This window comes from Cohnella sp. GbtcB17, assembly GCF_019091135.1.
In the GTDB taxonomy this organism is placed as follows: Bacteria; Bacillota; Bacilli; order Paenibacillales; family Paenibacillaceae; genus Cohnella.
The window spans coordinates 1-22748 of the sequence record NZ_JAGXJW010000051.1; the positions used below are offsets into that span (position 1 = coordinate 1).

At 58.7% G+C, this 22748-nt stretch carries 21 protein-coding genes; 3 read left to right on the forward strand and 18 right to left on the reverse strand.

Annotation, left to right across the window (positions count from 1 at the left end):
• From KVT38_RS24490 to KVT38_RS24520, 7 genes are all read right to left on the reverse strand, one after another.
• Nucleotides 1-756, reverse strand: a 756-nt coding sequence (locus KVT38_RS24490; protein WP_254639524.1) for an FGGY family carbohydrate kinase, incomplete at its 3' end; no start/stop codon positions are given.
• 11 nt (nucleotides 757-767) lie between these two features.
• On the reverse strand, nucleotides 768-1343 hold the full coding sequence (locus KVT38_RS24495) for a glycerol-3-phosphate responsive antiterminator (protein WP_217596375.1): 576 nt from the start codon (nucleotides 1341-1343) through the stop codon (nucleotides 768-770).
• Nucleotides 1344-1486: 143 nt separating this feature from the next.
• Nucleotides 1487-2722, reverse strand: coding sequence for an NAD(P)/FAD-dependent oxidoreductase (locus tag KVT38_RS24500; protein ID WP_254639525.1), 1236 nt, complete (start codon nucleotides 2720-2722; stop codon nucleotides 1487-1489).
• Nucleotides 2709-3470 (reverse strand): methyltransferase domain-containing protein, encoded by a 762-nt coding sequence (locus KVT38_RS24505; RefSeq protein WP_217596428.1) that lies wholly within the window; start codon nucleotides 3468-3470, stop codon nucleotides 2709-2711. The genes KVT38_RS24500 and KVT38_RS24505 overlap by 14 nt, the downstream gene beginning before the upstream one ends.
• Entirely contained in the window at nucleotides 3463-4689 is a 1227-nt protein-coding gene (locus KVT38_RS24510) for a type III polyketide synthase (RefSeq protein ID WP_217596376.1), read from the reverse strand. The genes KVT38_RS24505 and KVT38_RS24510 overlap by 8 nt, the downstream gene beginning before the upstream one ends.
• A 526-nt stretch (nucleotides 4690-5215) precedes the next feature.
• Nucleotides 5216-5419 (reverse strand): hypothetical protein, encoded by a 204-nt coding sequence (locus KVT38_RS24515; protein WP_217596377.1) that lies wholly within the window; start codon nucleotides 5417-5419, stop codon nucleotides 5216-5218.
• 88 nt (nucleotides 5420-5507) lie between these two features.
• Nucleotides 5508-6497 carry a diaminopimelate dehydrogenase gene (locus tag KVT38_RS24520; protein ID WP_217596378.1) on the reverse strand — a complete coding sequence of 330 codons (990 nt, stop codon included), beginning with the start codon at nucleotides 6495-6497 and terminating at the stop codon, nucleotides 5508-5510.
• Nucleotides 6498-6665: 168 nt separating this feature from the next.
• Here KVT38_RS24520 and KVT38_RS24525 point away from each other — a divergent pair, with 168 nt between their 5' ends.
• Nucleotides 6666-7589, forward strand: a complete 924-nt coding sequence (locus tag KVT38_RS24525; RefSeq protein WP_256455049.1) for a VanZ family protein — start codon at nucleotides 6666-6668, stop codon at nucleotides 7587-7589.
• A gap of 95 nt (nucleotides 7590-7684) precedes the next feature.
• Here the strand turns inward: KVT38_RS24525 and KVT38_RS24530 are convergent, their stop codons facing one another.
• From KVT38_RS24530 to KVT38_RS24540, 3 genes are all read right to left on the reverse strand, one after another.
• Nucleotides 7685-9232 carry a tetratricopeptide repeat protein gene (locus KVT38_RS24530; protein WP_217596380.1) on the reverse strand — a complete coding sequence of 516 codons (1548 nt, stop codon included), beginning with the start codon at nucleotides 9230-9232 and terminating at the stop codon, nucleotides 7685-7687.
• 52 nt (nucleotides 9233-9284) lie between these two features.
• Nucleotides 9285-10079 carry a Nif3-like dinuclear metal center hexameric protein gene (locus KVT38_RS24535; protein WP_254639526.1) on the reverse strand — a complete coding sequence of 265 codons (795 nt, stop codon included), beginning with the start codon at nucleotides 10077-10079 and terminating at the stop codon, nucleotides 9285-9287.
• A 136-nt stretch (nucleotides 10080-10215) separates the two neighbouring features.
• Complete coding sequence (locus tag KVT38_RS24540; protein ID WP_217596381.1) at nucleotides 10216-10821, reverse strand: TetR/AcrR family transcriptional regulator; 606 nt, start codon at nucleotides 10819-10821, stop codon at nucleotides 10216-10218.
• Between the two features lie 170 nt (nucleotides 10822-10991).
• On the opposite strand from KVT38_RS24540, the gene KVT38_RS24545 reads away from it, so the two are divergent.
• Nucleotides 10992-11753 carry a glucose 1-dehydrogenase gene (locus tag KVT38_RS24545; RefSeq protein ID WP_217596382.1) on the forward strand — a complete coding sequence of 254 codons (762 nt, stop codon included), beginning with the start codon at nucleotides 10992-10994 and terminating at the stop codon, nucleotides 11751-11753.
• A gap of 84 nt (nucleotides 11754-11837) precedes the next feature.
• Here the strand turns inward: KVT38_RS24545 and mnmH are convergent, their stop codons facing one another.
• The 4 genes from mnmH to KVT38_RS24565 all read right to left on the reverse strand — a co-directional run bounded on the left by mnmH (nucleotide 11838) and on the right by KVT38_RS24565 (nucleotide 15440).
• Nucleotides 11838-12896, reverse strand: a complete 1059-nt coding sequence (gene mnmH / locus KVT38_RS24550; protein ID WP_217596383.1) for a tRNA 2-selenouridine(34) synthase MnmH — start codon at nucleotides 12894-12896, stop codon at nucleotides 11838-11840.
• Nucleotides 12897-12913: 17 nt separating this feature from the next.
• A complete protein-coding gene (selD, locus tag KVT38_RS24555) occupies nucleotides 12914-13963 on the reverse strand; it encodes a selenide, water dikinase SelD (protein WP_217596384.1) in 1050 nt (349 codons plus the stop codon).
• Between the two features lie 31 nt (nucleotides 13964-13994).
• Complete coding sequence (gene rnz, locus KVT38_RS24560) at nucleotides 13995-14912, reverse strand: ribonuclease Z (protein WP_217596385.1); 918 nt, start codon at nucleotides 14910-14912, stop codon at nucleotides 13995-13997.
• Nucleotides 14913-14996: 84 nt separating this feature from the next.
• Nucleotides 14997-15440 (reverse strand): MarR family winged helix-turn-helix transcriptional regulator, encoded by a 444-nt coding sequence (locus KVT38_RS24565; RefSeq protein ID WP_217596386.1) that lies wholly within the window; start codon nucleotides 15438-15440, stop codon nucleotides 14997-14999.
• A 144-nt stretch (nucleotides 15441-15584) separates the two neighbouring features.
• On the opposite strand from KVT38_RS24565, the gene KVT38_RS24570 reads away from it, so the two are divergent.
• Entirely contained in the window at nucleotides 15585-17033 is a 1449-nt protein-coding gene (locus KVT38_RS24570; RefSeq protein ID WP_217596387.1) for an MFS transporter, read from the forward strand.
• A 71-nt stretch (nucleotides 17034-17104) separates the two neighbouring features.
• Here the strand turns inward: KVT38_RS24570 and KVT38_RS24575 are convergent, their stop codons facing one another.
• The 4 genes from KVT38_RS24575 to KVT38_RS24590 all read right to left on the reverse strand — a co-directional run bounded on the left by KVT38_RS24575 (nucleotide 17105) and on the right by KVT38_RS24590 (nucleotide 22703).
• Nucleotides 17105-18511 (reverse strand): ArnT family glycosyltransferase, encoded by a 1407-nt coding sequence (locus KVT38_RS24575; protein WP_217596388.1) that lies wholly within the window; start codon nucleotides 18509-18511, stop codon nucleotides 17105-17107.
• Nucleotides 18512-19092: 581 nt separating this feature from the next.
• Nucleotides 19093-20031 carry a transposase gene (locus KVT38_RS24580; RefSeq protein ID WP_217596389.1) on the reverse strand — a complete coding sequence of 313 codons (939 nt, stop codon included), beginning with the start codon at nucleotides 20029-20031 and terminating at the stop codon, nucleotides 19093-19095.
• Between the two features lie 194 nt (nucleotides 20032-20225).
• Complete coding sequence (locus tag KVT38_RS24585) at nucleotides 20226-20945, reverse strand: YebC/PmpR family DNA-binding transcriptional regulator (protein WP_217596390.1); 720 nt, start codon at nucleotides 20943-20945, stop codon at nucleotides 20226-20228.
• A gap of 174 nt (nucleotides 20946-21119) precedes the next feature.
• Nucleotides 21120-22703, reverse strand: coding sequence for a hypothetical protein (locus tag KVT38_RS24590; protein WP_217596391.1), 1584 nt, complete (start codon nucleotides 22701-22703; stop codon nucleotides 21120-21122).
• Nucleotides 22704-22748 lie beyond the last annotated feature (45 nt).

A 22748-nucleotide genomic window follows, 5' to 3' on the forward strand; every position in this document is an offset into this window, starting at 1 on the left:
CCCGAACAGCGCAGCCGTCTGGTCGCCCGCGACCCCCGCGATCGGAATGTTGCGGCCGAAGAAATGGTGGTCCACCGTATGCGCACACACTTCGGAGGAGGAACGCACCTTGGGCAGCATCGCGCGGGGCACCTCCAGCATGTCCAGCAGCTCGTCGTCCCATTCGAGCGAACGGACGTTGTACAGCAGCGTGCGGGAGGCGTTGGAGTAGTCGGTCACGTGTGCCTTGCCGCCGCTCATTTTCCAGACGAGCCATGTGTCGATCGTGCCGAAGAGCAGGTCGCCGCGCGCCGCCTTGTCCCTTGCGCCTTCCACATGATCGAGCAGCCACTTGACCTTCGTTCCGGAAAAGTAGGCATCGATCAGCAGACCCGTCTTTTGCCGGATCAGATCGTCAAAACCTTGCTGCCGCAGCGCCTCGCATATGTCGTTCGTCTGCCGGGATTGCCACACGATCGCGCGATGAATCGGCCTCCCTGTATGGCGGTCCCAGACGACCGTCGTCTCGCCCTGATTGGTGATGCCGGTCGCTTCGATCTGCTCCGGCAAGACGTCCGCTTCCGTCAGCACGCGCGCGACGACGCCCAGCACGGACAGCCAGATCTCGTTGGCGTCGTGCTCGACCCATCCCGGCTTGGGGAAGTATTGTTTGATTTCCTGCTGCGCCACGGCGACGGCATGGCCGCCTTTGTCGAAAAGAATCGCGCGGGAGCTCGTCGTCCCTTGATCGAGCGCCAATATATACCGGTGTTCCATATCTGCTCCCCCTAGCGTGACCCGTTGTCGTCATTTTCGTAATGCTTCCACAGCGCCTTGTCCGACGTCGTAACCGCGGAAGCGCCGGCTGCGAGCGCTTGCTCGACATCGTTCACCGAGCGGATCAGGCCGCCGGCGAAGACGGGAATGCCGGTGCGCTCGTGCACCTCGGCGATCATATGGGGAATGACGCCCGGCAGCACCTCGATATAGTCGGGCTTCGTCCGTTCGAACAGCGCATAGCTCTTCTCGAGCGCGTTGGTGTCGAGCAGGAACAGCCGCTGGATCGCCAGCAGCTTGTTCTGCTTCGTCTTCGCGATGACGCTTGCCCGGGTGCTGACGATGCCCGCCGGCCTTGCAATCTGGCAGATGAACTCGGCCGCGTACTCGTCGTTTTTGAGCCCTTCGATCAGGTCCGCGTGCACGATCGGCTTCTTGCCGTTCGACTTCGCGAGCTGCACGATCGGCTGCAGCTGCGCGACGTGCATGTCGAGCAGCACGACGTATTCGTACGGCAGCCGCAGCAGCTTCTCAAGATCCTTGACCTTGCGCGCCGCGGGGAGTATGCGCTGTCGGCTGAATGGCATCGTAAGCCTCCTCCGTTGTGCGGTCAATGAAAAGAAAAAAGGAAAGCACGAACTCATCCCGTAGGGACCTGAGTCGCGTGCTCTCCTTTTCTCCGCCGCGCTTATGAACTTGACACGATTATATTACAGGATACGGGCGGCGTCTACCCCGTCGTTGGATGCGTGTCTTTGAGTGCGCTGTCGTTGTGCTGCGTCGGCTTGAGCCGGGTCGCCCGCACGAGCAGGCTTCCGAGCGAAGGCATGAAGCGCGCCGCGCCCAGCGCCGCACGCGCCAAAGGCGGCTTGCCGGCAGCGCGCTGAAGCAGGTTCCCCCATCGCAGCGGGCCGCTGAACGCGCGCCTAACCGCGAGGGCGTATGCTTCCTCCCACTCGGCATCGGTCAGCTCGCCGCCAAGGCGGCGCTCGGCGTACGCCGCGCTCAGCTGCGCGGCGCGCAGCGCCATCGACATCCCGTCCCCGCAGAGCGGGGGGATCGTGACGCATGCGTCGCCGACGAGCGGGACGCCGTCCCAGGGGATCGGCTTCGCGTACAAGCGCACCGGCGCGACGGCCGCCTGCGTGCCCGGGACGGGCGCTGCGCCGTCCAATCGCCGTGCGAGCGCCGGACAGCGTGCGCGCGCCAGATCGAGCCAGCCGTGCACGGCGGTCGGCGTCTCCCGGCACGCGCGCCTGTCGAACAGCGCGGCGACGTTCACGAGGCCGCCGCCCGCCGGCGACAGCCCCAAATAGCCGCCCTCGAAAAAGTAGAGTTCGACTTCGTCCGCGGCTTCGATGCCGGAGAAATGCATTTTGACGCCTAGGTAAGGCGAGCCGGCAGGCTTGATCCTCCTTGTCTCGCCACTTGTCTCGCCGCCGGTTATATCCGGCGCGCGTCCATTAACGCCCCAAGCGCCGATGACGACGCGAGCCCGCACCGTTTGCGCGAAGCCGCCTTGCGCGATATGCAGCGCGTAGCCGTCCGCTTCGCGCCGCATCGCGGCGACGGCCGCGCCTGTCGCGATCTCTGCCCCCGCCAGGCCGGCTGCGCGGTGCAGCGTATCGTCGAGGGCATGTCGGCTCAGCCCCCATGCCATGCCGGGCAGCGGCACGCGTAGCGGCGCGCCGCCGAATGCATGAATCCGGGCCGCCCGGATCGCTGCCGGACCGAGCGCCTGGATTGCCGGTGCGAAGCCGAGCTCCGTCAGCATGCCGATCGACTCGGGCGATAGAAATTCCCCGCATACTTTGTGCCGGGGAAATGCCTTCCTGTCGATCAGCAGCACCTTCCGCCCGCGGTCCGCGAGCGCTTTGGCGAGGCTGCTGCCCGCGATGCCTCCACCGATAATCGCCGCGTCCACCGATTCGGGAAAGAGCGGCGAGCCGTCCTTAACTGCGGCCAAACGGAATCGCCTCCGTTTTATGCGCGCCGCCCCCTGGAGCGGTTGTCTTCGGCACCGTAACGATATACCGGAACAAAGGCCGCCAGCTGTACGCAAGGCTGCGCGTGCGCAGCCTAACGCGAAGGCGCTCCCAATCCGCTGCGCGGAAGCCTTTTGCAACCGACAGCGGGCCGTCGTTCACGACGAAGCGGTTGCCCGATACGAGCCGGGCCGCCAGCCACACGGCCGTCCAGGCGAGCCAGTGGCGGTGGATATCCTGAATGACGATGCCCAGCCTAGACGCGCGCAGCATCGCTCCCGCGACCTCCGGCAGCTCCTCGTCCGCAAAATGATGAACGAATTGGGAAGCGGTCACGATATCGGCCGTCTCCGCCTCCAGCGCAAAGAGGTCGCGCCGCACGACGTTTACACGAGGTTCGTCCGCGTAATAGGACCGTGCTTCGGCGCACGCCTCCTCCGTCCGGTCCGCGAGCGTGATGCTTATCGCAACGCCGCGCGCATCGGCCCACCGGAGCAGCGCCGCGTTGACGTCCCCGGAGCCCGAGCCAATGTCGAGCACCGTCAGACGTGACGGCCGTCCTGCCTGCTCCCAGAGCCGGGCGACGCCGTACAGCGTCCTGCCGGACGCGGCGAACAGGCGGTTCAGCCTGCGCAAATGCCTGAGCGCTTCGCGCAGCTCATCCCCGCCCTGCGCGGGATCGTCCATCAGCTCGGGGCCCTTGGCGCGAACCTCCAACGACCTAAACATGCGAGACATGCGAGGCAAGCTGCGCTTCATCGCTCGAATCGCGGTCGCTTTCGGCGTCGCTTTCCGTTCTCGAAAGGTTCAAGCTCCTTCTTTCGGGCCGGTACGCGATCGGCAGCAGCTCGCAGGAAAGCCCGGGTCCGAACGCGAGACAGATTCCTTCCGTGCGCGGCGCGTCTTCCGCACGTTTGGCCAGCCGAATGGCGTTCAACACGAACAGCAGCGTCGCGGAAGACATGTTGCCGAAGTCGCGCAGCACGCCTCTGCTGTACCTGGTGTGCTCGTCTTCCAAGCCAAGCTCCGATTCGAGCGCGTCGATGATGCCTTTGCCGCCGGGATGAATTGCCCAAATGCCGGGCCATGTGTCCTGCGGGTCCAGCAGCCCTGCCAGGCGCTTCGGCAAATAACGGCCGATCAAAGCCGGTATGCGCGAGGATAAATAAAGGTCGAAGCCGTGATCGCCGACTTCCCACACCATCTCGCCTTCGCCTTCCGGCAGCAAGGCGCTGGTCGGCTTTCCGAGCTCGAAGACATCCCGATCGTCGTCTTCGGTGGCGCCGATCACGCAAGCGGACGCCCCGTCGCCGAAAAACGATGCGCCAAACAGCGCTTCCTTTGCGGCCGAGGGTTGAATATGCAGCGTGCACAGCTCGACGCAGACGACCAGCACCGCAGCGTCCGGCTGTCCCCGCACGATATCGCGGGCCAAGCCGATCGCCTTCAGCCCGGCCGCGCAGCCGAGGAAGGTGAGCGGGATCCGGTTTATCGAATCCCTTAATCCAAGTGCCTTGGTCAGCGCCGCGTCCAGTCCGGGCAGAAATTGCCCGGTACAGCTCACTGTGATCAGATGCGTCAGCACCGAAGACGATACACGCGCGTCGGCGACCGCCGCGGAAGCCGCACGAAGCGCGAGCGGCACGGACGACTGCTTGTACGTCGCCATGCGCTGCGAGGTCGTAGGCACGGGAAGCCTCGACAGCTGGGCGAAATAACGATTGCTCGCAGCCGGCTCAAACAGTGCGGGCTCGCAGGTATAGCGCGTCTCCACGCCGCATTGTTTGAAAAGGCGTCTTGCCCAGCGGGCTGCGTCGGGCGTCTCCTGAAGGGCTTCCGCCAAGCGCTGGGCCGTGTCCAGCTGATCCAGCTTGTGCGCAGGCACCGCAGTTCCGATGCCCAGCATCGCGACGGACGGCTCTGTCGTTCGAATATTGTGGTCCGGCATGTTACGATCCAACCCCATTTCGTTCGGATATCGCAAGACAAGCTGCTATCCTTCACTGTATTCCGAAAGGGGGCCGATTATGTGAACATGCCGTCAGCTTAAGAGAACCGTAAGGAGAGTTCGCCCCGACGGTCCTTGCATCAGTCGCGTGAAAGGTGGGAGTCAGTCCTCGTCCCCTTTCTTCCTGATCGCCTAAACGAACTTCGCGCCAACTTTCCGCAGCCGACCGAAGAGGCGCTGTACAGCGTCATCTGTCGGGAGTGCGGCGTGTTCTAAGCCGAAGAGGCGCTGTACAGCGTTACCTGTCGAGAGTGCGTCGTATTCCGGGCCGAAGAGACGCTGTACAGCGTTACCTGTCGAGAGTGCGGCTTGTTCAGGGCCGAAGAGACGCTGTACAGCGTTACCTGTCGAGAGTGCGGCTTGTTCCGAGCCGAAGAGGCGCTGTACAGCGTTTCCTGCCGATTTTATACTTTCTAACATGAAAAAATGCAAAAAAGCCGCGCTCGGCGCGGCCCTTAAACAAACGCTATCGGTTCAACGCATAAATCAGCACGGCGACGATCGCGATCGTGCACACGACGTAAATCCAGCTGAGGTTCGCCCATTTCTTGCCCGTCTGGTGGAAATAGCCGGGGTTTCCTTCTTTATTCGTCTTCGATTGCCCGATGGCGATCGTCGCCGCGAAGCCGGCGACCATCACGATGACGACCAGGATAATCGGTAGTGTCATGTTCGCGCTCCATTATCGCAAGATGCAATGATTATAGCAAACTCGGCTTGTTGCCGCGAACTCGGCGAACCGACGCTTCCTGCGGTCCTTACAGCAGACGCTCGCGGAGCGCTTCGGCCGCGTAAGGGGATAGATGTCCGAGCGGGATGTCGAACACGGTTTTCGCGCCGGAGGCGCCTTCGCAAGACAGCCGCGCCGCCGCGCGTGCGTAAGCGACCAGGACACTGGCGGTGAATTCGGGATTGCTGCCCAGCTTCAAGCCGAATTCGATCAATTGCTGCGTGCCGTCTCCCGTCACGCCGCTGCGAAGGACGAAGCCGCCATGCGGCATGCCACCATGCTCCGCCTTCAGTTGCTCCTCGGTAATGAATTCGACAGTCGTGTCGTAATCCGAGAAATAGTTGGGCATCTCTTTGATCTCGCGCGCGATCGCTTCCTTATCGGCACCCGGCTCGGCGACTACAAAGCACAGGCGTTCGTGCTTGTCCCGCGTCGCAAGCTCCGGGTTCTCCCCGCTGCGCACGCTTGCGATCGCGCGTTCGACCGGAATCGTGTACTGAACGCCTGCTTTGACCCCGGCGACGCGCCGGATTGCATCAGAATGCCCCTGGCTGACGCCTTTTCCCCAGAACGTGTACTCCTTGCCGTGCGGCAGAATCGCTTCTGCCAACAGACGATTCATCGAAAAAAGTCCGGGATCCCACCCGGTCGATATGACGCTCACGTTTCCGCCCTTGCGCGCCGCTTCGTCGACCGCCCGATAAAATTCCGGAATTTTCGCATGCGTATCGAAGCTGTCTACCGTATTAAAGCTGGCGGCTACCATCGGCGTCTGTTCAGGCAGATCCGTCGCCGAGCCTCCGCACAGGATCATCACGTCAATCTCTCCCTGGAAACGTTCGATATCGGAGATCGACTCGAATCTAGCGTTAACGTTCGTCTCGGCGCTCATCTTGGCGGCGTCGCGCCGCGTAAAAATTGCGATCAATTCCATATCCTCGTTTTGCCCGATTGCCTTATGTACGCCGCGGCCCAAATTGCCGTAACCCACGATTCCGATCCTGATCTTGTTCGACATGTGCGTCTCTCCTCTTGGCGAATATTCACAAAGTATAACTCACATGGCATGTAACTTGCAAAGCCCGTTTTATCGGCTTCGGACACTGACATGATTGTTTCATAATCATGCAGACGCCGCCCTTTCTTTGACAGCTCGAATCGTATAAAGTATATAAAGCGTCAAAAAATGGTTGAAGGAAGGAAGAAGACTTTGAATCCCTATCGCAGGAAATTAGCTGCGACCGCGGTCGTACTTTACACATTGCTTATATTATTTTTTATGTTTTTTGCGTTCGACAGAACCAGCCGCTCAAGCAGCGAGTTTACGTTCATGCTCGTGCCGTCGTACCCGCCGCTAAGTTTCCCGCAGCCGACTTTTTCCTGGCTGTTCGACTTTGGCAACGTCGCAGCCTTTATTCCTTTCGGAATATGGATTTCCTATTTATGGCGATGGTCCTACGCCAGATTCTTCGTCGTTTTCGTTTTAGCGATCGCCGCACTGGAGACGCTCCAAGGCTTGACTCGACTGGGCTCGTTCGACATTGACGACATCATATCCAACACGCTGGGCGCTTCGATCGGCTATGCGGCTTGGCGATTCGGCTTTCGCTCCAGGCGCAAGGTACGGCAATGGCCAAGAGCTATTCTGAGTGTCGTCGTGCTGCTGATCGTCTCCACGTTCGTTTCGGAAGGGATCGAAGCGTTTTTCAAAAAAACGGAGGGCCCGTTCCAAGCCATCAGCGTTCAGGGACAACCGAATGCGGCCGCAGGATCGCCTCTGCCGGTTTTTTCAATCGGAAACGAGTCGGTATCGCCCCGGTACAACGTCATTACCGCCACTCCGACCGGTACCTATACGATTCAGCTTGGACACCTGAAAAACGTGCGCTTTTTCGCGGAATTCGGAATTCCGGACGACAAGGCGCATGAAGGAAGCGTTACACTGTCCGCGGACGGCCATGCATTTGTCGAATACAGCGGCGAATATATCACGGGTCTCGAAACGGTCATCGTTCCCTTCGACCGAATCGACGAGCTAAAGATCGTTGTGGAGGGCAACGCGGTGCTGTGGGATGTCGGATATCGCGAGATGAAGCACTGGTGGGAATAATGTCATGCGACCCGGATGGGACCGCGCGGAAACACGGAAAGGCTGCCGAGCTTCAGACTCGGCAGCCTCTTTTGCGTATATATGCTTGAGATAATTTAACCTAAAGCTTTAAGCAAGGTAAGTGCTTCCTCGTGGTCCGGCTCAAGCTCCAGCGCCCGCTGCAAATACGTTCGTGCCTCGTCCTCCTGCTCCAATTCCAGGCTGCAGATCGCCAGGCAAAAGTAAACGGTCGACACGGGATCGTCGTCGGACTCCGCCGAAGCATCGAGCAGCATCTTGGCGTCCGCATACATGTCCATCTCGAACAGGATCAGGCCTGCATCGAGCGCGAGGTCGTAGCGCTGCGGCATGATGTAGAAGGACGTCCACATCCGCAGGATGCCCGCGCGCAGATCCAGCTTCTCCTCGTCGTTCGCCCCTTCCAGCAGGCTGGAGATGCGCTTGGCGGTCTGAATGAACCACTCCGCGTCGTAGCCGCCGAGGCGCCAGAACGCCAGAATTTGCTGAAGCCGCATCTTTTCGATCTCGCGGTCGGCCCACAGCTTCAGGCTGAAGAAGTCGTCCGGCCCGAACCGCGCGACGCTTTTGCGGTACGCAAGCCTTGTGTTCACATAACGCTTGGGCGATTCCAGCATGAGGATGCACGCCACGTTGATGTTGTTATAGTGATGGTCGGTGAAAAGCGCTTCCGCGCCCCTCCTCTCGAAAACGTGCTGGATCGCATGGTAATTCGCCGTCAGAGAGATGCTGCCGTGGTGGACGAGCTGCGGCGGCTCAGCGAAGCGCCAATTGTCCAGCCGGTGGTCGCCCTTGTCGGCCGTAATCATGGCGAAGCCGGCGCGCGACAACTGCCCGAGCCGCTCCAGGCAGCGCAGCCCGATCTCGGGAAACAGCACATGCGAATCCTCAAGCTCGTGCCGATACATTTCGATCACGTCGCGATACGGGTACCCTTCTTCCTCGAACCGCGGCGCCCGCCGGTGCTCGTAGGACAGCGTAATCCGCTTTAACTGCTCCGACACGGTCAATCCCGGCTCAGGATCCGCCGATCCGACGACCACGTCGCAGTCGTAGACGAGCCCTTCTCCGATGTAAATGAGCTCCTGCGGGATTGCGTCAAAAAAGTAATTCGCCACGACCAGCAAAGGCTGTCGAAGCTGTCCGGGCTGGATCTTCTCTCCGGAGACGAGCAGCTTAAGCTCCGTATCGCGCTCGGCGTCGAACGTGGCGAAGTCGAGCGTGCCTTCCGCGATAAAAGGCGCGAGCGCCGGATGCCCGCGCCAGCCCTCCACGTTTTTAAGCGCAAGATCGGTCATCACATACCGCAACGGCGGCAGCGCGACCTGCGCATAAGTGCGGAGAAGGGACAGCTCATGCAGGACATGATAAGCCAGACGTCCGGCGCCGGCGCCCAGCTCGACGAGCGTGACTGCCTCCTCCAGCTCGCCTTGCGACGCCCGGTCCTGCAAAAAGCCGAAGATCAGCTCCGCGTATGCATCTCCGATCATCGGATTGCTCGTAATATATTGCGGAACCTGGTCGTTGTTCCAAGCCTTTAATCCTAGCTGCTCGTAATATGAGCGCTGCAGCTCCCACAGAGGCGCTTCGCTGAAGCGGTATTTCTGACTTTCCGTCGCTGCCATGCCTAGTTAACCTGCTTCCGTCTGATTTATGAGTAATTGGGTTTTCCAGCCGCTAGATCCGTCGAACTGCCGAAGGAAGCTCCAGAAGCTCGACCGGGACATCCGGGAAGGCGCCGCGAAGCAGCTTGACGACCGTCAGCATGCCCGCCTCCTCGCTCTTCTGGTGGCCGAGGACGATCAAGGCCTTGTTCAAGCCCATGTCCGCCGCGTCCCTGACGTATTCGTTGGTTTCCCATTCGTTAGTCTCGCCTGCGATCAACAGATCGATGTCGCGTTCCTTTAGATAAGCCATCTGCGCGCGCCCTCCCGGCGCGCCCACGGCGAAGGCGAAGCGCGCGACGGGGAGCTCCGGATCCCCGGCGACCAGCACGCTGTCGATGCCTAGCTTGCGCTTCGCCTCCTCTGCAATGGCGCGTACGGTGCACACATCGCCGTTTGGCAGCGTCAATCGCGTCGGATCGTCGGAATCTGCGTAGGCTTCCCAGCCGAGCGCCTTCAACATCCCGTCGACGATGCCGTCCGGCTTGTATTCGTGAATATAATCGTGAAGCCGGAAAATCGCGATGCCCGACGACGCGATCAACTCTCGCTTGCGCTCATAAACCGGATCTCCGCTCAGCCAATCGGTTTCGTCGAGATGATTAAAGTAAGTCGGTTCATGCGTAATGATCAAATTGGCGCCGGATTCGATCGCGCGGCGGATGACGTCGAAGGTGGCTGTAAACGCGACCGCGATTCCCTGAACCTCTTCGTCCAAGTCGCCGCTTTTAAGCGTATCGACCGTGTCTTCCAGCTTGCCGACAGAGGTGATCAAGATATCGAGCGCTTGCCGTACCGTAACTGTCATGAGTGGTTCTCCCTTCCTCGTATGGCTCCGCCTTATACGCCGTTAAGTTCTTTGGCATCGTACCACATGCCGGCCGTAGGCGCCAAACCAAGTAAGCTGCGGCAGTATCGGAATGCTGCGCTTGTCCTTTTGAAATTCATCGCAAGCGCGGCCGGTCGAGACCGCGAACCGATGCAGTCGTGATGATCAGCATTTGCTTCGCGATTTCCTCTTCCGTTTGCCGCAGCCCGTTTTGCAGCCAGTTTTTATAAATGCCGATCGCGCCGCCGATGATCCAATCGATATACAGATCGTATTCGATATCCGCCTGGAGCGTGCCCGCTTTCCTGAACGTCTTGTGAAGCGAGGCGCTCATCTGGTCGTGAAGCCGGTTGGACAGATCCGGTACCCCGTTGGTCAGCAGCATGATGCGGTAAAACTCCGCGTGCTTCTTAATATGCCTGACCGAGCTGCGGATCGTACGGTACAGCTCGTCCGCTGAAGCAAGCCCTTTCGCATCGCCGGGGCTGGCCTCGATGATTTCCCCGTACTCGGAAAGCACGTCGTCTACAATCTCGTCGAGCAGCTCTTCTTTCGTCGAGAAATGGTCGTAGAAGGTCACCCGGTTGATGCCGGCGGACTTTGCGATTTCATTGGTCTTGATCAGGCTGAACGGCTTTTCCGCCAGCAGCCGGAGCATGGCCGCCTTCAACGCTTTGCGCGACCGGACGACCCTCGAATCGGACTCGTGCGTACGCGTCATCCGCGTCGTTTCCCCTTTCGCAGGCTGGCGATGTTCCTTGAATTTTTGTGAATAGACGACACATTCGGGCAAAGTGTACGCAAGGCGCTTGTCCCGTCCGCTAATATTATAGGCGACACGATGTCGCCAAACAACAACGCACACCTTACACTTTCCGGAGGATGATTCGAATGAAGCTGCAGGACAAATCCGTCGTAATCACGGGCGCCGCCTCGGGCATGGGCAAAGCGATGGCCTTGCTGTTCGCACAAGAAGGCGCGAAAATCGTCGTCGCCGACATCAACGGCGTGGCGGTCGACGCGGTCGTCGCCGAGATCGCTTCCGCCGGCGGTCAGGCGAAAGGGGTCGTCGCCAACGTCTCCAAGGAAGAAGACGTGTCCCGCATGATCGATGCGGCCGTGGAAAGCTTCGGCAGTCTTGACGTTCTCGTCAACAATGCCGGTATCATGGACGCCATGATGTCCGCCGAGGCTGTCACCGACGATATGTGGACGCGCGTGATGGACATCAACGTAGCGGGCCCGATGCGCGCGATCCGCAAAGCGCTCCCGATCATGAAGGCGCAAGGCAAGGGCGTCATCGTCAATACGGCTTCCGTCGGCGGGCTATTCGGCTCCCGCGCCGGCGTCGCCTACACGGCATCCAAGCATGCCGTGGTCGGCCTCACCAAAAACGTCGGCTTCCAATACGGCAAGCTCGGCATTCGCTGCAATGCGATCGCGCCAGGCGCCGTTGCGACCAACATCGGCGTGGGCGGCACGCAGCCGGATCCGTTCGGCCTCGAGCAAGCAATGGCGGGCATGGCGCTGCAGCGCTCGGACGTCGGCGATCCGTCCGCGATCGCCTCAGTCGCGCTGTTTCTGGCCTCCGACGACTCGGCATTCGTCAACGGCACCGTCGTTACGGCCGACGGCGGCTGGTCGGCATACTGATCGGTCACGCGGCCTGCGGTTGATTTAAGCCTAAAAGACGCTTCCTATCCGCGATTGCGGTAGGATAGCGTCTTTTTCGATTGTTTATTGCATTAAATATTCGCTCGCGATCGACGCGATCGCGCGCTTCACTTCGACGTAAGCCGACTCGATCGAATCGGCGGACACCGTCAAGTTGCGAATGTCGGAATCGAGCGCGGCTGCGGTGGAATGTGCATACAGCGGATCGTAGTAATGCTTAAGCAGCAGCGCGACGGCCTGCTCGTAGCGCCCTGTTCTGAGGCAGCCGTCGATCTCGGCGGCGATCGGCGTATGAATACGCTCGCGTATGCGTGAGAAGGAAGCGATACAAGCTTGCTCGTGCTTCCACGGCTCATAATCCCGCAAAATTTGAGCCGCTCGCACCTCTACCGGAAGCTCGATCGTAATTTGATAGCCGCGCGTCCGCGTGCCGAACAGCACGTCGGGCACGACGATTTTGCCTATGCGCTTGCTCTCCGCCTCGAATAGAACGAAGGGCTCGTCACGATAGGCGAGCAACGCGTCAAGCAGCAGCGATTCGAACGTCTTCTGGTTGTTCGGCCGCAGGCCGATCCCGCCGAAGATCGAACCGCGGTGTCCGGCCATTCCCTCGAGATCGATGACGGGCCGGCCTTCCTGCTGAAGGCGAAGCAGCATTTCCGTCTTGCCCGATCCCGTCGAGCCTTGCAGCACGATCGGCGTCGGCGAGAATACGAACTTATCGAGCTGTTCGATCACCCATTGCCGGTAGGCGCGATAACCGCCGGCGAGCCGTTGGCTGTAGATGCCCATGAGCGACAGCACGGTAGCCGTCGTTTTGCTGCGCATGCCGCCTCGCCAGCAGAATACGACCTTGTCGCCGGGGATGGCGGCGAACTGTTTAATGAAAACGGGGAGCTTGGCCGAAACGAGCTCGAGTCCGCGCTCCTTGGCAGCTTCCGTCCCGACCTGCGTATAGAGCGTGCCGACCTCGGCCCGTTCCTCGTCGTTAAACAAAGGAATATTGATGCTGCCAGGTATTGTAGCGTTCGCGAACTCGCCGGGCGAACGAACGTCGATCAGCGTGACCGGCTTGAGTCGCCGCTTATCGGACAGCTCGTTCCATGCAATATCAGTGAACATAATCGTACGCTCCTCCGTCAGACGACAACGATCTGTCCCGGATGCTCGGCGACCGTCTCGCCGACGATGCTCGCTTCGACGCCTGCTGCGATCAAGGCTTGAAGCAGCGCCTCCGCTTGCTCGTCCGCCACTGCGATGAGCAGCCCGCCCGAGGTGACCGCGTCGCACAGTATCCAGCGGTCCGTTTGATCCATGGCATCAGGAAAAGTCACATGCGGCGATACGTGCTCGTAGTTCTTTTTCGTGCCGCCCGGCACGAGTCCGCCTTCCGCGAGCTCTCTCGCCCGGGGCAGCACGGGGACATCGGCTTGACGAATGCGGATGCCGACGCCGCTCCCTTTGGCCATCTCAAGCGTATGCCCCAGCAGTCCGAAGCCCGTGACATCGGTGCAGGCGTCCACCGCGTAATCAGCCATCGTCTCGGCGGCCTTCTTGTTGAGCGTGGACATCACCTGCGTTACGCGTGCGATCTCGCTCTCGCTCAGGCGATCGTTTTTAATTGACGTCGTGAGGATGCCGACCCCGATCGGCTTCGTTAAGATCAGCTTGTTGCCCGGCTTGGCGCCCGCATTCGTCTTGATGCGTTCCGGATGGATGACGCCGGTGACGGCAAGACCGAACTTCGGCTCCTTGTCGTCGATGGAGTGTCCACCGACGAGCGTCGCTCCGGCCTCCCGCACTTTGTCTCCGGCGCCGCGCAGGATGTCCGCGAGTATTTGCTTGTCCAGCGTGTTGATCGGGAACGCTACGATATTTAACGCCGTTAACGGCTTGCCGCCCATCGCGTAAATGTCGCTGATGGCGTTGGCCGCAGCAATCTGTCCGAAGGCGTACGGGTCGTCCACGATCGGTGTAAAAAAGTCGACGGTCTGCACGATCGCCAGCTCGTCGCTTAACTTGTACACGCCTGCGTCATCGCTCGTATCGATGCCGACGAGCAAATGAGGATCCGCTGGGCCTGACGGCAAGCTTCGGATCACCTCGGACAGATCGCCGGGGCCGATCTTGCATCCGCAGCCGCCCTTGCTGGACAGCGAAGTCAATTTGATCTTTTGGTTGCTGCTCATTTGAATGACACTCCCTATCCGTTGTTGGACCTTATATGAAAACTTCCTTGAAGTCGTAAGCGGCTTCGATATGCGGGAATACCGCGGCGGCTTGCCCGATAAGCGTCTGAACGTCCTCGTCGTCGTATCGCGCGCTGATGTGGCTGACGACTAGCCGTTTAGCGCCCGCCGCTGCTGCGGTTTCCGCCGCTTGCAAAAACGTCGAATGCCCGTACAGCGCCGCCTTTTCCTCCAGTCCGATGCCGAACGTCGCTTCGTGGACGAGCACATCGGCGCCTCGCGCCAATTGGGCTGCGCGTTCGCATTTGACCGTGTCGCCCAGGATCGTGACGACCCGGCCGGACGCGCTGGGCCCGACGGCATCCGCCGCTCGGATAACGGAGCCGTCGGGCAGCACGATATCCTCGCCGCGTTTGAGCTTGCCGTAAAGCGGCCCGGGCGCCGCCCCGCGGCTGGCCAAGTACGCCAGGTCGAGCTGCCCGGATCTCGGATGCTCTTCGATCCGATAGCCGAAGCTGCGTACGCGATGCGCGAGCTCGCCGGCTTCAATCCTGAAGCGACCGTCGTCGAAAGCCTCGCCGTCGCCTTCGAGCTCGTGGATGTCGAGCTCGTAGTTCAAATGTGCTTCGCTATATCGCAGCACGCCCTCGACGTATGCACGCAAGCCCGGCGGACCGTACAGCTCCAGCTTGTCCGCGCCTTCATAGTACGTCCGACTGCTTAAGATTCCGGGCAATCCGTATACATGGTCGCCGTGCATATGCGTAATAAAGATCCGATTCAGCTTGCCCAGCTTCAGCCTGGACCGGAGCAGCTGATGCTGCGTACCCTCGCCGGCATCGAACAGCCAGAACCGGTTTTGATCCTCTGGAAAGGTGACGGCGATCGACGTCACGTTGCGGTGCGCGGTCGGCCGGCCCGCGCTTGTGCCTAAAAATAACAGCTTCATGAACCGCACCTCGCTTGGGTTAGCCGGCGAACGGCAGAATACGCTTTAGGATGCCTAGTCTGCAGGGCATAAATCCAATCGACATCATTCGCCCAAGTTCAACAGAGTATCGTCGAGCCCGCTGTACATCTTTTGAAGCAGCGTCTGCAAAGTATCGATCTCGTCCGCGGTCAGACGGGCCGTCAGCAACCGATTGTAATCGTCTAAAATCGCTTGCAGCGTGGGCTCGAAGGCAATCGCTCGTTCGGTCGGATAAAGCCGGTAAGAACGTCGGTCCTGCTCGTCGACCGTCCTCGTCACGTACCCCGCCTCCTCCAGCTGTCGAATGCAGCGGGTGGTGGTGGCTTTGTCGAGCTTGACCACGCTCGTCAGCTTGTCTTGGTTCATGCCGGGCGTCGCCAATATCGCTCTTAGGTAGCTGTGCTGCCCTCCGCTTCCGATATCATGCGGCTTCAGCATTTCGGCCAGCTCGCGCTGTGCGATTCGGTTGATGAAGGACATGAGTTTGCCTACCGAATACGGTCTCATGTCGGTCCTCCTTCCGCGATGCGATCGAATATTCCTAGCTTAGCGCAACGAAGTTGCTGTCGCAACTAAATTGAGCTACACTAGCTTTATCCGAATTTAGTTGCGCTCGCAACCAACTGATTATAAAAGGAAGGTTGACATCCGATGACCTACCAGGACGATCCGATCATTCAAAAAAACAGGTGGCTCATACTTATCATTCTTAATTTGTTCACGTTCATGGCCACGCTGGACGGCAGCATCGTCAACATTGCCCTGCCCGTCATTTCCAGAGAGTTGCGCCTGCCCGTCGCACAGACCGAATGGATCGTCACCGCCTATCTGATGACGATCTGCGCGGCCATTCTGTTTTTCGGCAAGCTCGGCGATATCGTCGGAAAAATTAAAGTATTCCGTACGGGCATGATGATCTTTACCGTCGGCTCGCTTTTATGCGGACTTAGCGACAGCCTGCCGGCGATCGTCGCATCGCGTCTCGTCCAAGCGCTGGGCGCGTCGATGACGATGGCGAACAGCCAGGGCATCGTTACCGATATTTTTCCCGGCAGCGAGCGAGGCAAAGCGTTGGGGCTGACCGGCACCTTCGTTTCGCTCGGCATTATTGCCGGTCCAAGCCTCGGCGGTCTTATTTTATCGGGTCTTGGCTGGGAATATATTTTTTGGGTCAACGTTCCCGTCGGACTCGTTGCGCTTGCGATCGGCTGGCGGAAGCTTCCCGTCGACTTGAGCAAGCTCAAAGTCAGAATCGACGCGGCCGGCAGCGCGATGTTTACCGTCTTTATTTTGCTGCTGTTCGCGGGATTGCTCCTCGGTCAGCAATTTGGTTATGCGCAGCCGTGGATTATTGCCTCGCTTGCAGCTTCGGCTGTCGTACTCGTTTCTTTTATCCACTTCGAGAAAAAAATCGCTGCACCGCTGCTGCAGCTTTCCTTGTTTCGCAATCCGCTATTTTCGCTAAGCATTTTATGCGGGTTTCTCGTATTCGTCTCCAATTCCTGTTTCAATATCATCGCGCCGTTTTACGTTCAGGATATCCTTGGCTTGACGCCGTCCCAGGCCGGATTGCTCATGATGCTGTTCCCGATCGTCATGGTCGTCGTCGCCCCTCTGAGCGGCGCCCTCTCGGACAAGATCGGTTCCGAACTGCTGACCTTTATCGGTCTGCTCGTACTGATCGCCGCCCAATCGGGCATGGCCACGCTTGGCCCGGACAGCTCTATCGCACTGGCAGGCACTTGGATGGCGCTCCTGGGTCTCGGCAGCGGTCTGTTCCAGTCGCCCAACAATTCGCTGATTATGTCAAAAGTGCCTAAGACCCAGCTAGGCATCGCGGGCAGCATCAACGCGCTGATTCGAAACATCGGCATGGTCGCAGGCATTACGCTCGCGACGACCACGCTTTTTGGCGTCATGAGCGCAAAAGCCGGCGTCCGCATCAAAGACTTCGGCTCCGCAAGTCCCGATTTGTTTATCGCAGGCATGCACGTCGTATTTTTAACGGCTTCCGCAATTTGCCTGACCGGCGCGCTGTTGACTGGCTGGCGGCTTTGGTCCACCCGACGCAATGCCCATACGAAGCCGCAGAACGCTTAACTTGGCGGCATTCCGGCGCGTGTCGCTAACGAGTTGAAAAAGCATGGCGGACGTTCGCCATGCTTTTTCATTCAGGCTTCGACGCCGCCTGTCGTATTTTTAGTCGCTTCGCCGAACGATGAAGCAGCCTTGCGTATCGAACCGTATGTCTGCCAGACGCCATAGCCGACAAGCAGCATAATGGCGGGCAGCAAATCGAGTCGATATCGAGTCTGAATCTCGATCGCCAAATGTACGCCTGCGTAAATTAACAATAGCAAAATATAAAGGAGCGGTCCCCTGTACATGCCGGCCCTCCAAAGCGCCAGCAGCGCAAATAACGCAAATCCGCAAAAAACGACGTATTGCGGCCGTTCGGCCATGCTGAGCGAACGCTCGAGCTGGCTGCGACCGGTCCCGTCAAGACTCCAATATGCCGAAGAATCTCCGCTTCCCCACATGAGCGCCAGCTTTCTGCCCATGAGCGCAGCTATCTGCGTTTTATCTTCAAGCCTCTCCTTGATCCGCTTAAGCTCAGCTTTATGCCGTTCCTCGCCGAACGCAAAGCTGTTCGCATATTGCGCATCCTCTTTGTTCCAACCACCGTTGGCATCCGCGTTAAGCCCAACCATGAACTTCCAGTACTTATCGCCATCCGACAAGGCATGATTCGTAACACCCGCATGTTGAAGTGATGCGTTGGCGCCCCCTTGAATGGCGGCGTAAATGCCAATCATGGCGAGCAGCATGCCCGCCTGGCGCCAGGCTTTTCGCCTTCTTCCCTCGCGAAGCTTTTTCCATACCTCCAGCATAGCGAACAAAACGATGCCAATGATATAAACGACGCCGATCGGCCGGATCAGCTGCCCGACGCCGATCGCGAGTCCTGCCCACAACCACGACAGCAGCGCTCCTCTGCGCTTGAGCAGTAGCGAGCATCCAAGGAAAAACAAAAAAATAGAAAGATGCTGATTCGTAAGGACGGAGCACATTATAATATTCGGCAAATAAAAAGCATAAAAGCATGACGCGATTCTCCCGCAGGTCTCATTGAACAAGCGGGCGCCCGTGAAATAAAGAATAACGGCGGTCCCCATATTAAAGATGGCCCCGAGCACCTTTAATGCAACCAAAGAATCCCCAAAAACGCGGATGATCGCGGCTTCGTACATCGTAAATCCTAACTGATACGGAAAACTCGTAAAATAAGCCGAATTCGCAAAACCGAAGTTGCCCGATGCCGCCTCACGCGCTGCCTCGTATAAAAAAAGAAAATCCGAGCTGGGCGGTGCAGGATTGAGCATGATCCAGCCGATTCGAACGCTCAAACCGATCACGGCAAGCATAACAAGAAAAAGACTCCGTCCGAAACGGTGGTTCAGAACATGAGCGATCAAAAGCGCTACAAGCGCGCAACAAACGGTGGAGGCTACCGTCTGCGCGATCGAGCCGTAGGCATCTACCGTGAACACGAACGACGAAACGAAAAGGACGGCCATAAAAAGGCTTCCTATCGTAAGAAACAACCGCGCTCCATACATATAAGACACTCCCAATAGCGCATTCGAAAGTCCAAGGCGGCTGCGCCTATCTTCTATTGGAGTCTAACATACTAATCTCTCTATTAGAAATTTTTGTACGCTCGCCGGGACGAGGACCGCCCTTTCTCGCATTAACATGGTATCCCCTTCGCACAGGCGCAAGGACGGATGACGAGCATGGACGGTGGATTGGCAAGCACTGATGACGTACATGCACTGATGACGTACATGCACTGATGACGGACATGCACTGATGACGTACATGCACTGATGACGGACATGCAATGATGACGGACATGCAATGATGACGGACATGCAATGATAACGTACAAGTACTGATGACGGACATGCAATGATAACGTACAAGTACTGATGACGTATAGGCACTGAAGATGTGAAAAACAAATGATGTGCAAGGACGATTGAAGCGAACGCCTTTTTAACTTCCCGACGATGGCAATCACGAACTATGTATCTCAAAGAAGTGCACACGAAATAAGCTATGCAGTGAAGCATGAAGTTTGGATGTTAGCCCATGATCAAGAGACGCAATGCGAGCGGGAAAGCTTCGCCAGATTCGTTTGACCGGTCCAACGAATCGAGCGGACGCCGTAGCGCTTGCGTACGAGCTCGGGCTGCGTAATCGTGCGAATACGGCCGCATAACGATAGTAGCGTTCCGAACACGTTCAAACGCGCGTTCAGGCGGAAGCAGTATTCGTCGAGGTAAGCTTGCAAATGCTTAGGTCCGATACCGCCGAACGTCCGCGCCAGCCAACCGATCGCGCCGCGCCACACGGCGCCCAGCGCTGTCACGCCTTCGCGCTCCGACGCCTTGACGACCTCGATGCGTCGACCGCCTGTCCGGTCCTCTGCCGCATGCCGCCACAAAAATCCGCCGAACGAATCGGCGGCAAACGCACGGCGGCTGAACGAGGCGGCGGACATGCGTTTAATTTTAACCACTGCCAGCTCTCCGCTCTCCGGATCGATCGACGCGCCGGCTACGGCGGGCTCCTCCCGGAACGTCAACGGATCAGTGGGCCGGTTCGTCGCCGGGCGCGCATAGAAGTCCCCTAACAACTGCAAATCGCCGACGAGCGGCTGGCCCTCGTCGTGCACCTGGATCGCATAGCGAAGCTTGTGATTGATAAGCCAGGCCGTCTTGTACGTCACCTGAATAAGCTCTGCCAACAGCTTGGCCGTTATGCCGGTCTGCATCAGGTGCAGCGCGTGAAACCACTTCACAAGCGGCGTACGGGTGCCCTCAAGAATCGTACCGGCCGTGAGCGAAGTCTGGCGAGCGCACGAGCGGCACTCGAACAGCCGCCGACCGCGGGAAACGATTCGATAAAAGTCGGGTCCCCCGCATCGCGGACAACGAAAGCCGTCAGGCCACTTCGCACGAAAAAGGGCGATCTCGCAATCTTCTTCGCAAAAAGTCGGCGCCTGCTCGCACATCCGGTTCGAAGCACTCATCATATTTCCCCCACACCCATATAGGATCATATGTTCCCATTATACCAATTTATTACTCGGGATGCAAACCATCATTCACCTGTGCGAAGGGGATATCGTTCTAATGTGAGAAAAGCGAAGACAATGCTGAATCTCGGCGTTGAGGGGGCAGCAGCGTCGGCAAAAATAAAAAGACCCGCTTGCGCGGGCGGATATTACTCTTCCGTATCGACGTTGTGGTAAACTTGCTGAACATCTTCGAGATCTTCGATCGCATCGAGCATTTTCTCGAATTGGGCTTGAGCGTCGTCGGTCAGCGTCACGTAATTCTGGGGGATCATCGACAGCTCGGCGACCGCGAATTCGGATATGCCGGCCTGCTTGAACGCCTCTTGCACTGCATGGAATTGCTCCGGGTCGGAATAAACGATGACGGTGTCTTCTTCTTCGACGACGTCGCGGACGTCGACGTCCGCCTCAAGCATCAACTCGATAACCTCGTCGGCCGTTTTGCCGGTAACGCCGATGACCGCGGAGGCGTCGAACATATAAGCGACGGAGCCGTTAACGCCCATGTTGCCGCCGTTCTTGCTGAACGCGGCACGGACGGCGGATGCCGTACGGTTGACGTTGTTGGTGAGCGCGTCGACGATGACCATCGAGCCGTTCGGTCCGAAGCCTTCGTACCTCAGCTCGGAGTAGCTCTCCTCGGACGATCCCTTGGCCTTGTCGAGAGCCCGGTCGATGATCGCTCGGGGCACGTTGTATGTCTTCGCCCGTTCAAGTACGACCTTGAGCGCGCGATTCGCTTCCGGGTCCGGCTCGCCTTTTTTGGCCGCGACGTAGATCTCGACGCCGAATTTGGCATAGACGCGACTTGTATTCGCATCTTTGGATGCTTTCTTCTCTTTAATATTGTTCCATTTGCGTCCCATGCTTCTACCTGCCCTTATATCGATATAAAAAGCCGCTTAGGCAATATTCTGATAGGACGGTATGCGAATGTCAAGCTCGGCATGCGGCATCAAGCGCCATATAGCCGTTCGAATCCGCTATGCGCCATGCGTCGGATGAGGTTAGCGTCCGCAAACTTCGGTCTTCTATGCGCTTCATCCGGCTTGTGCAGGAAATAGCAGCTCGGCAAGAACGCGCATCGTCTCCATCAACTGGTCGAGCGGAGCTCTGCCGGCGGAGAGCCGAAGCGCATTTTCCTCGGCTGTCTCTCCGTGAACTGCGTTCAGCCTTAGCGAATCGAAGCCGAAGCTGCCGCCCGAGATCAGATGCATGCTTGACGGAACGGCGCCGGCGCATGCATCGATGCGCGCTTGGTAGTCCTGCTCTGAGAGGTCGCCATGCAGCCTAATATAGAACACGGTGCCGATCCACGGCCATCCGTCCAGTACATAATCGTCGGAGGCGTTTACGGATAAAAAATAGTCTTTGATCCTGCCTTGTTCGCGCAAGTAGCTCAAATATGCATTCATCCAATGCGCGTTACGGTTGAGGCGGCCAAGTCGCGCTTCGATCGTCGGGAAGTCTGGTGCGGGCAGCTGGCGGACGTCGAGCGGACTGGCGCCGGCGTCGAGGATGGACAGCAGATCGACCCATCGGGATCGATGAGACGGCTCTTCCATCGCTTGACCGCAGGCGACCAGATAGCCGATGTTCGTCAGATCGAAGCCGTATTGCAAATACTTGATGCCGCTCTCTACGCTCACAAGTATGACGTGCGGAGGCAAGCTGCCGGCATATCGCCGGAACATTTGATTGGAGATCGAGGTTAGCGTCCTGTCCACAATGACAAACAGCAGTTCATTCCCGCCCGGTCGGTGACGGCGCAAACGGTCGAACAGCTTGTCGAGATCGACAGGCGGCTTGATCGGCCAGCACTGTCCGGGATCTACGATCAGGCAGCCGATTGCCTGGGACGTCTCGAGCATACGGTATATTTCGTCAGGCTCTGCCTGCCTGACGTCGTCCAGCAACGTTTGCGCCAGCTCCACGCCTTCACCGTAAAAGCCGGCTTGAACGACGCACGGCAGACGCTGGCCGGTAAAAGAACGAAAGGCCGCGATGGCGAGCTCCAGCGCTTTCATGCCCGAGGTGGTCAAAAAAAGCGAGCTTTGAGTCATCAATTCCTCGGGAACGCTGTAAAATGCCCGCATCGCAGCAGCTTCATATTCTTTTACCGCCTCGCTTCCGTAGCAGCGCTGGTAGGTTCCCTCTTCCTCTTGCGCAAAGCCGGCCTCATCGGTCAGCGCCTGCCGCCCTCCATGCGACTGCTTACCGGGCGTCTGCCAGTCGCTGCCCGATACGATGCCGCCCAACTGCTTGTATACTTTGCGGATCTCGTATTTTAACGTCAGATAGGCGTCCCAAGTCGCCTCGGCCGGTTGTTCGATGATCGAAGCCGCCCGCCGGTCAAGCGTATCGACCTGGCGCGAGAAGGCGGCCGCCAGTTCCCGCTCCAAGGTGGCATCGGGATAAATGGCTTTAAAATACGCAAGCTCGCGCCGAATGCCTTCAAGCAGCCACCGCAGCTCCTTCGCGTCCTGCCGCCGGTCGACGTCGCCGATTTGCGCGAGCGAAGCGGCGACCGCAGCCTTGAGCGGTCGATTGTTCGCGATCAGGCTCCAGTCCCACGTATTCGGATCGTACGGCGGTTGAAGACGTGCTGCGCTGATCGAAATCATACGCTTTCCTCCTTGCGGGTTAACGGTTGAATGGCTTCTTTTACC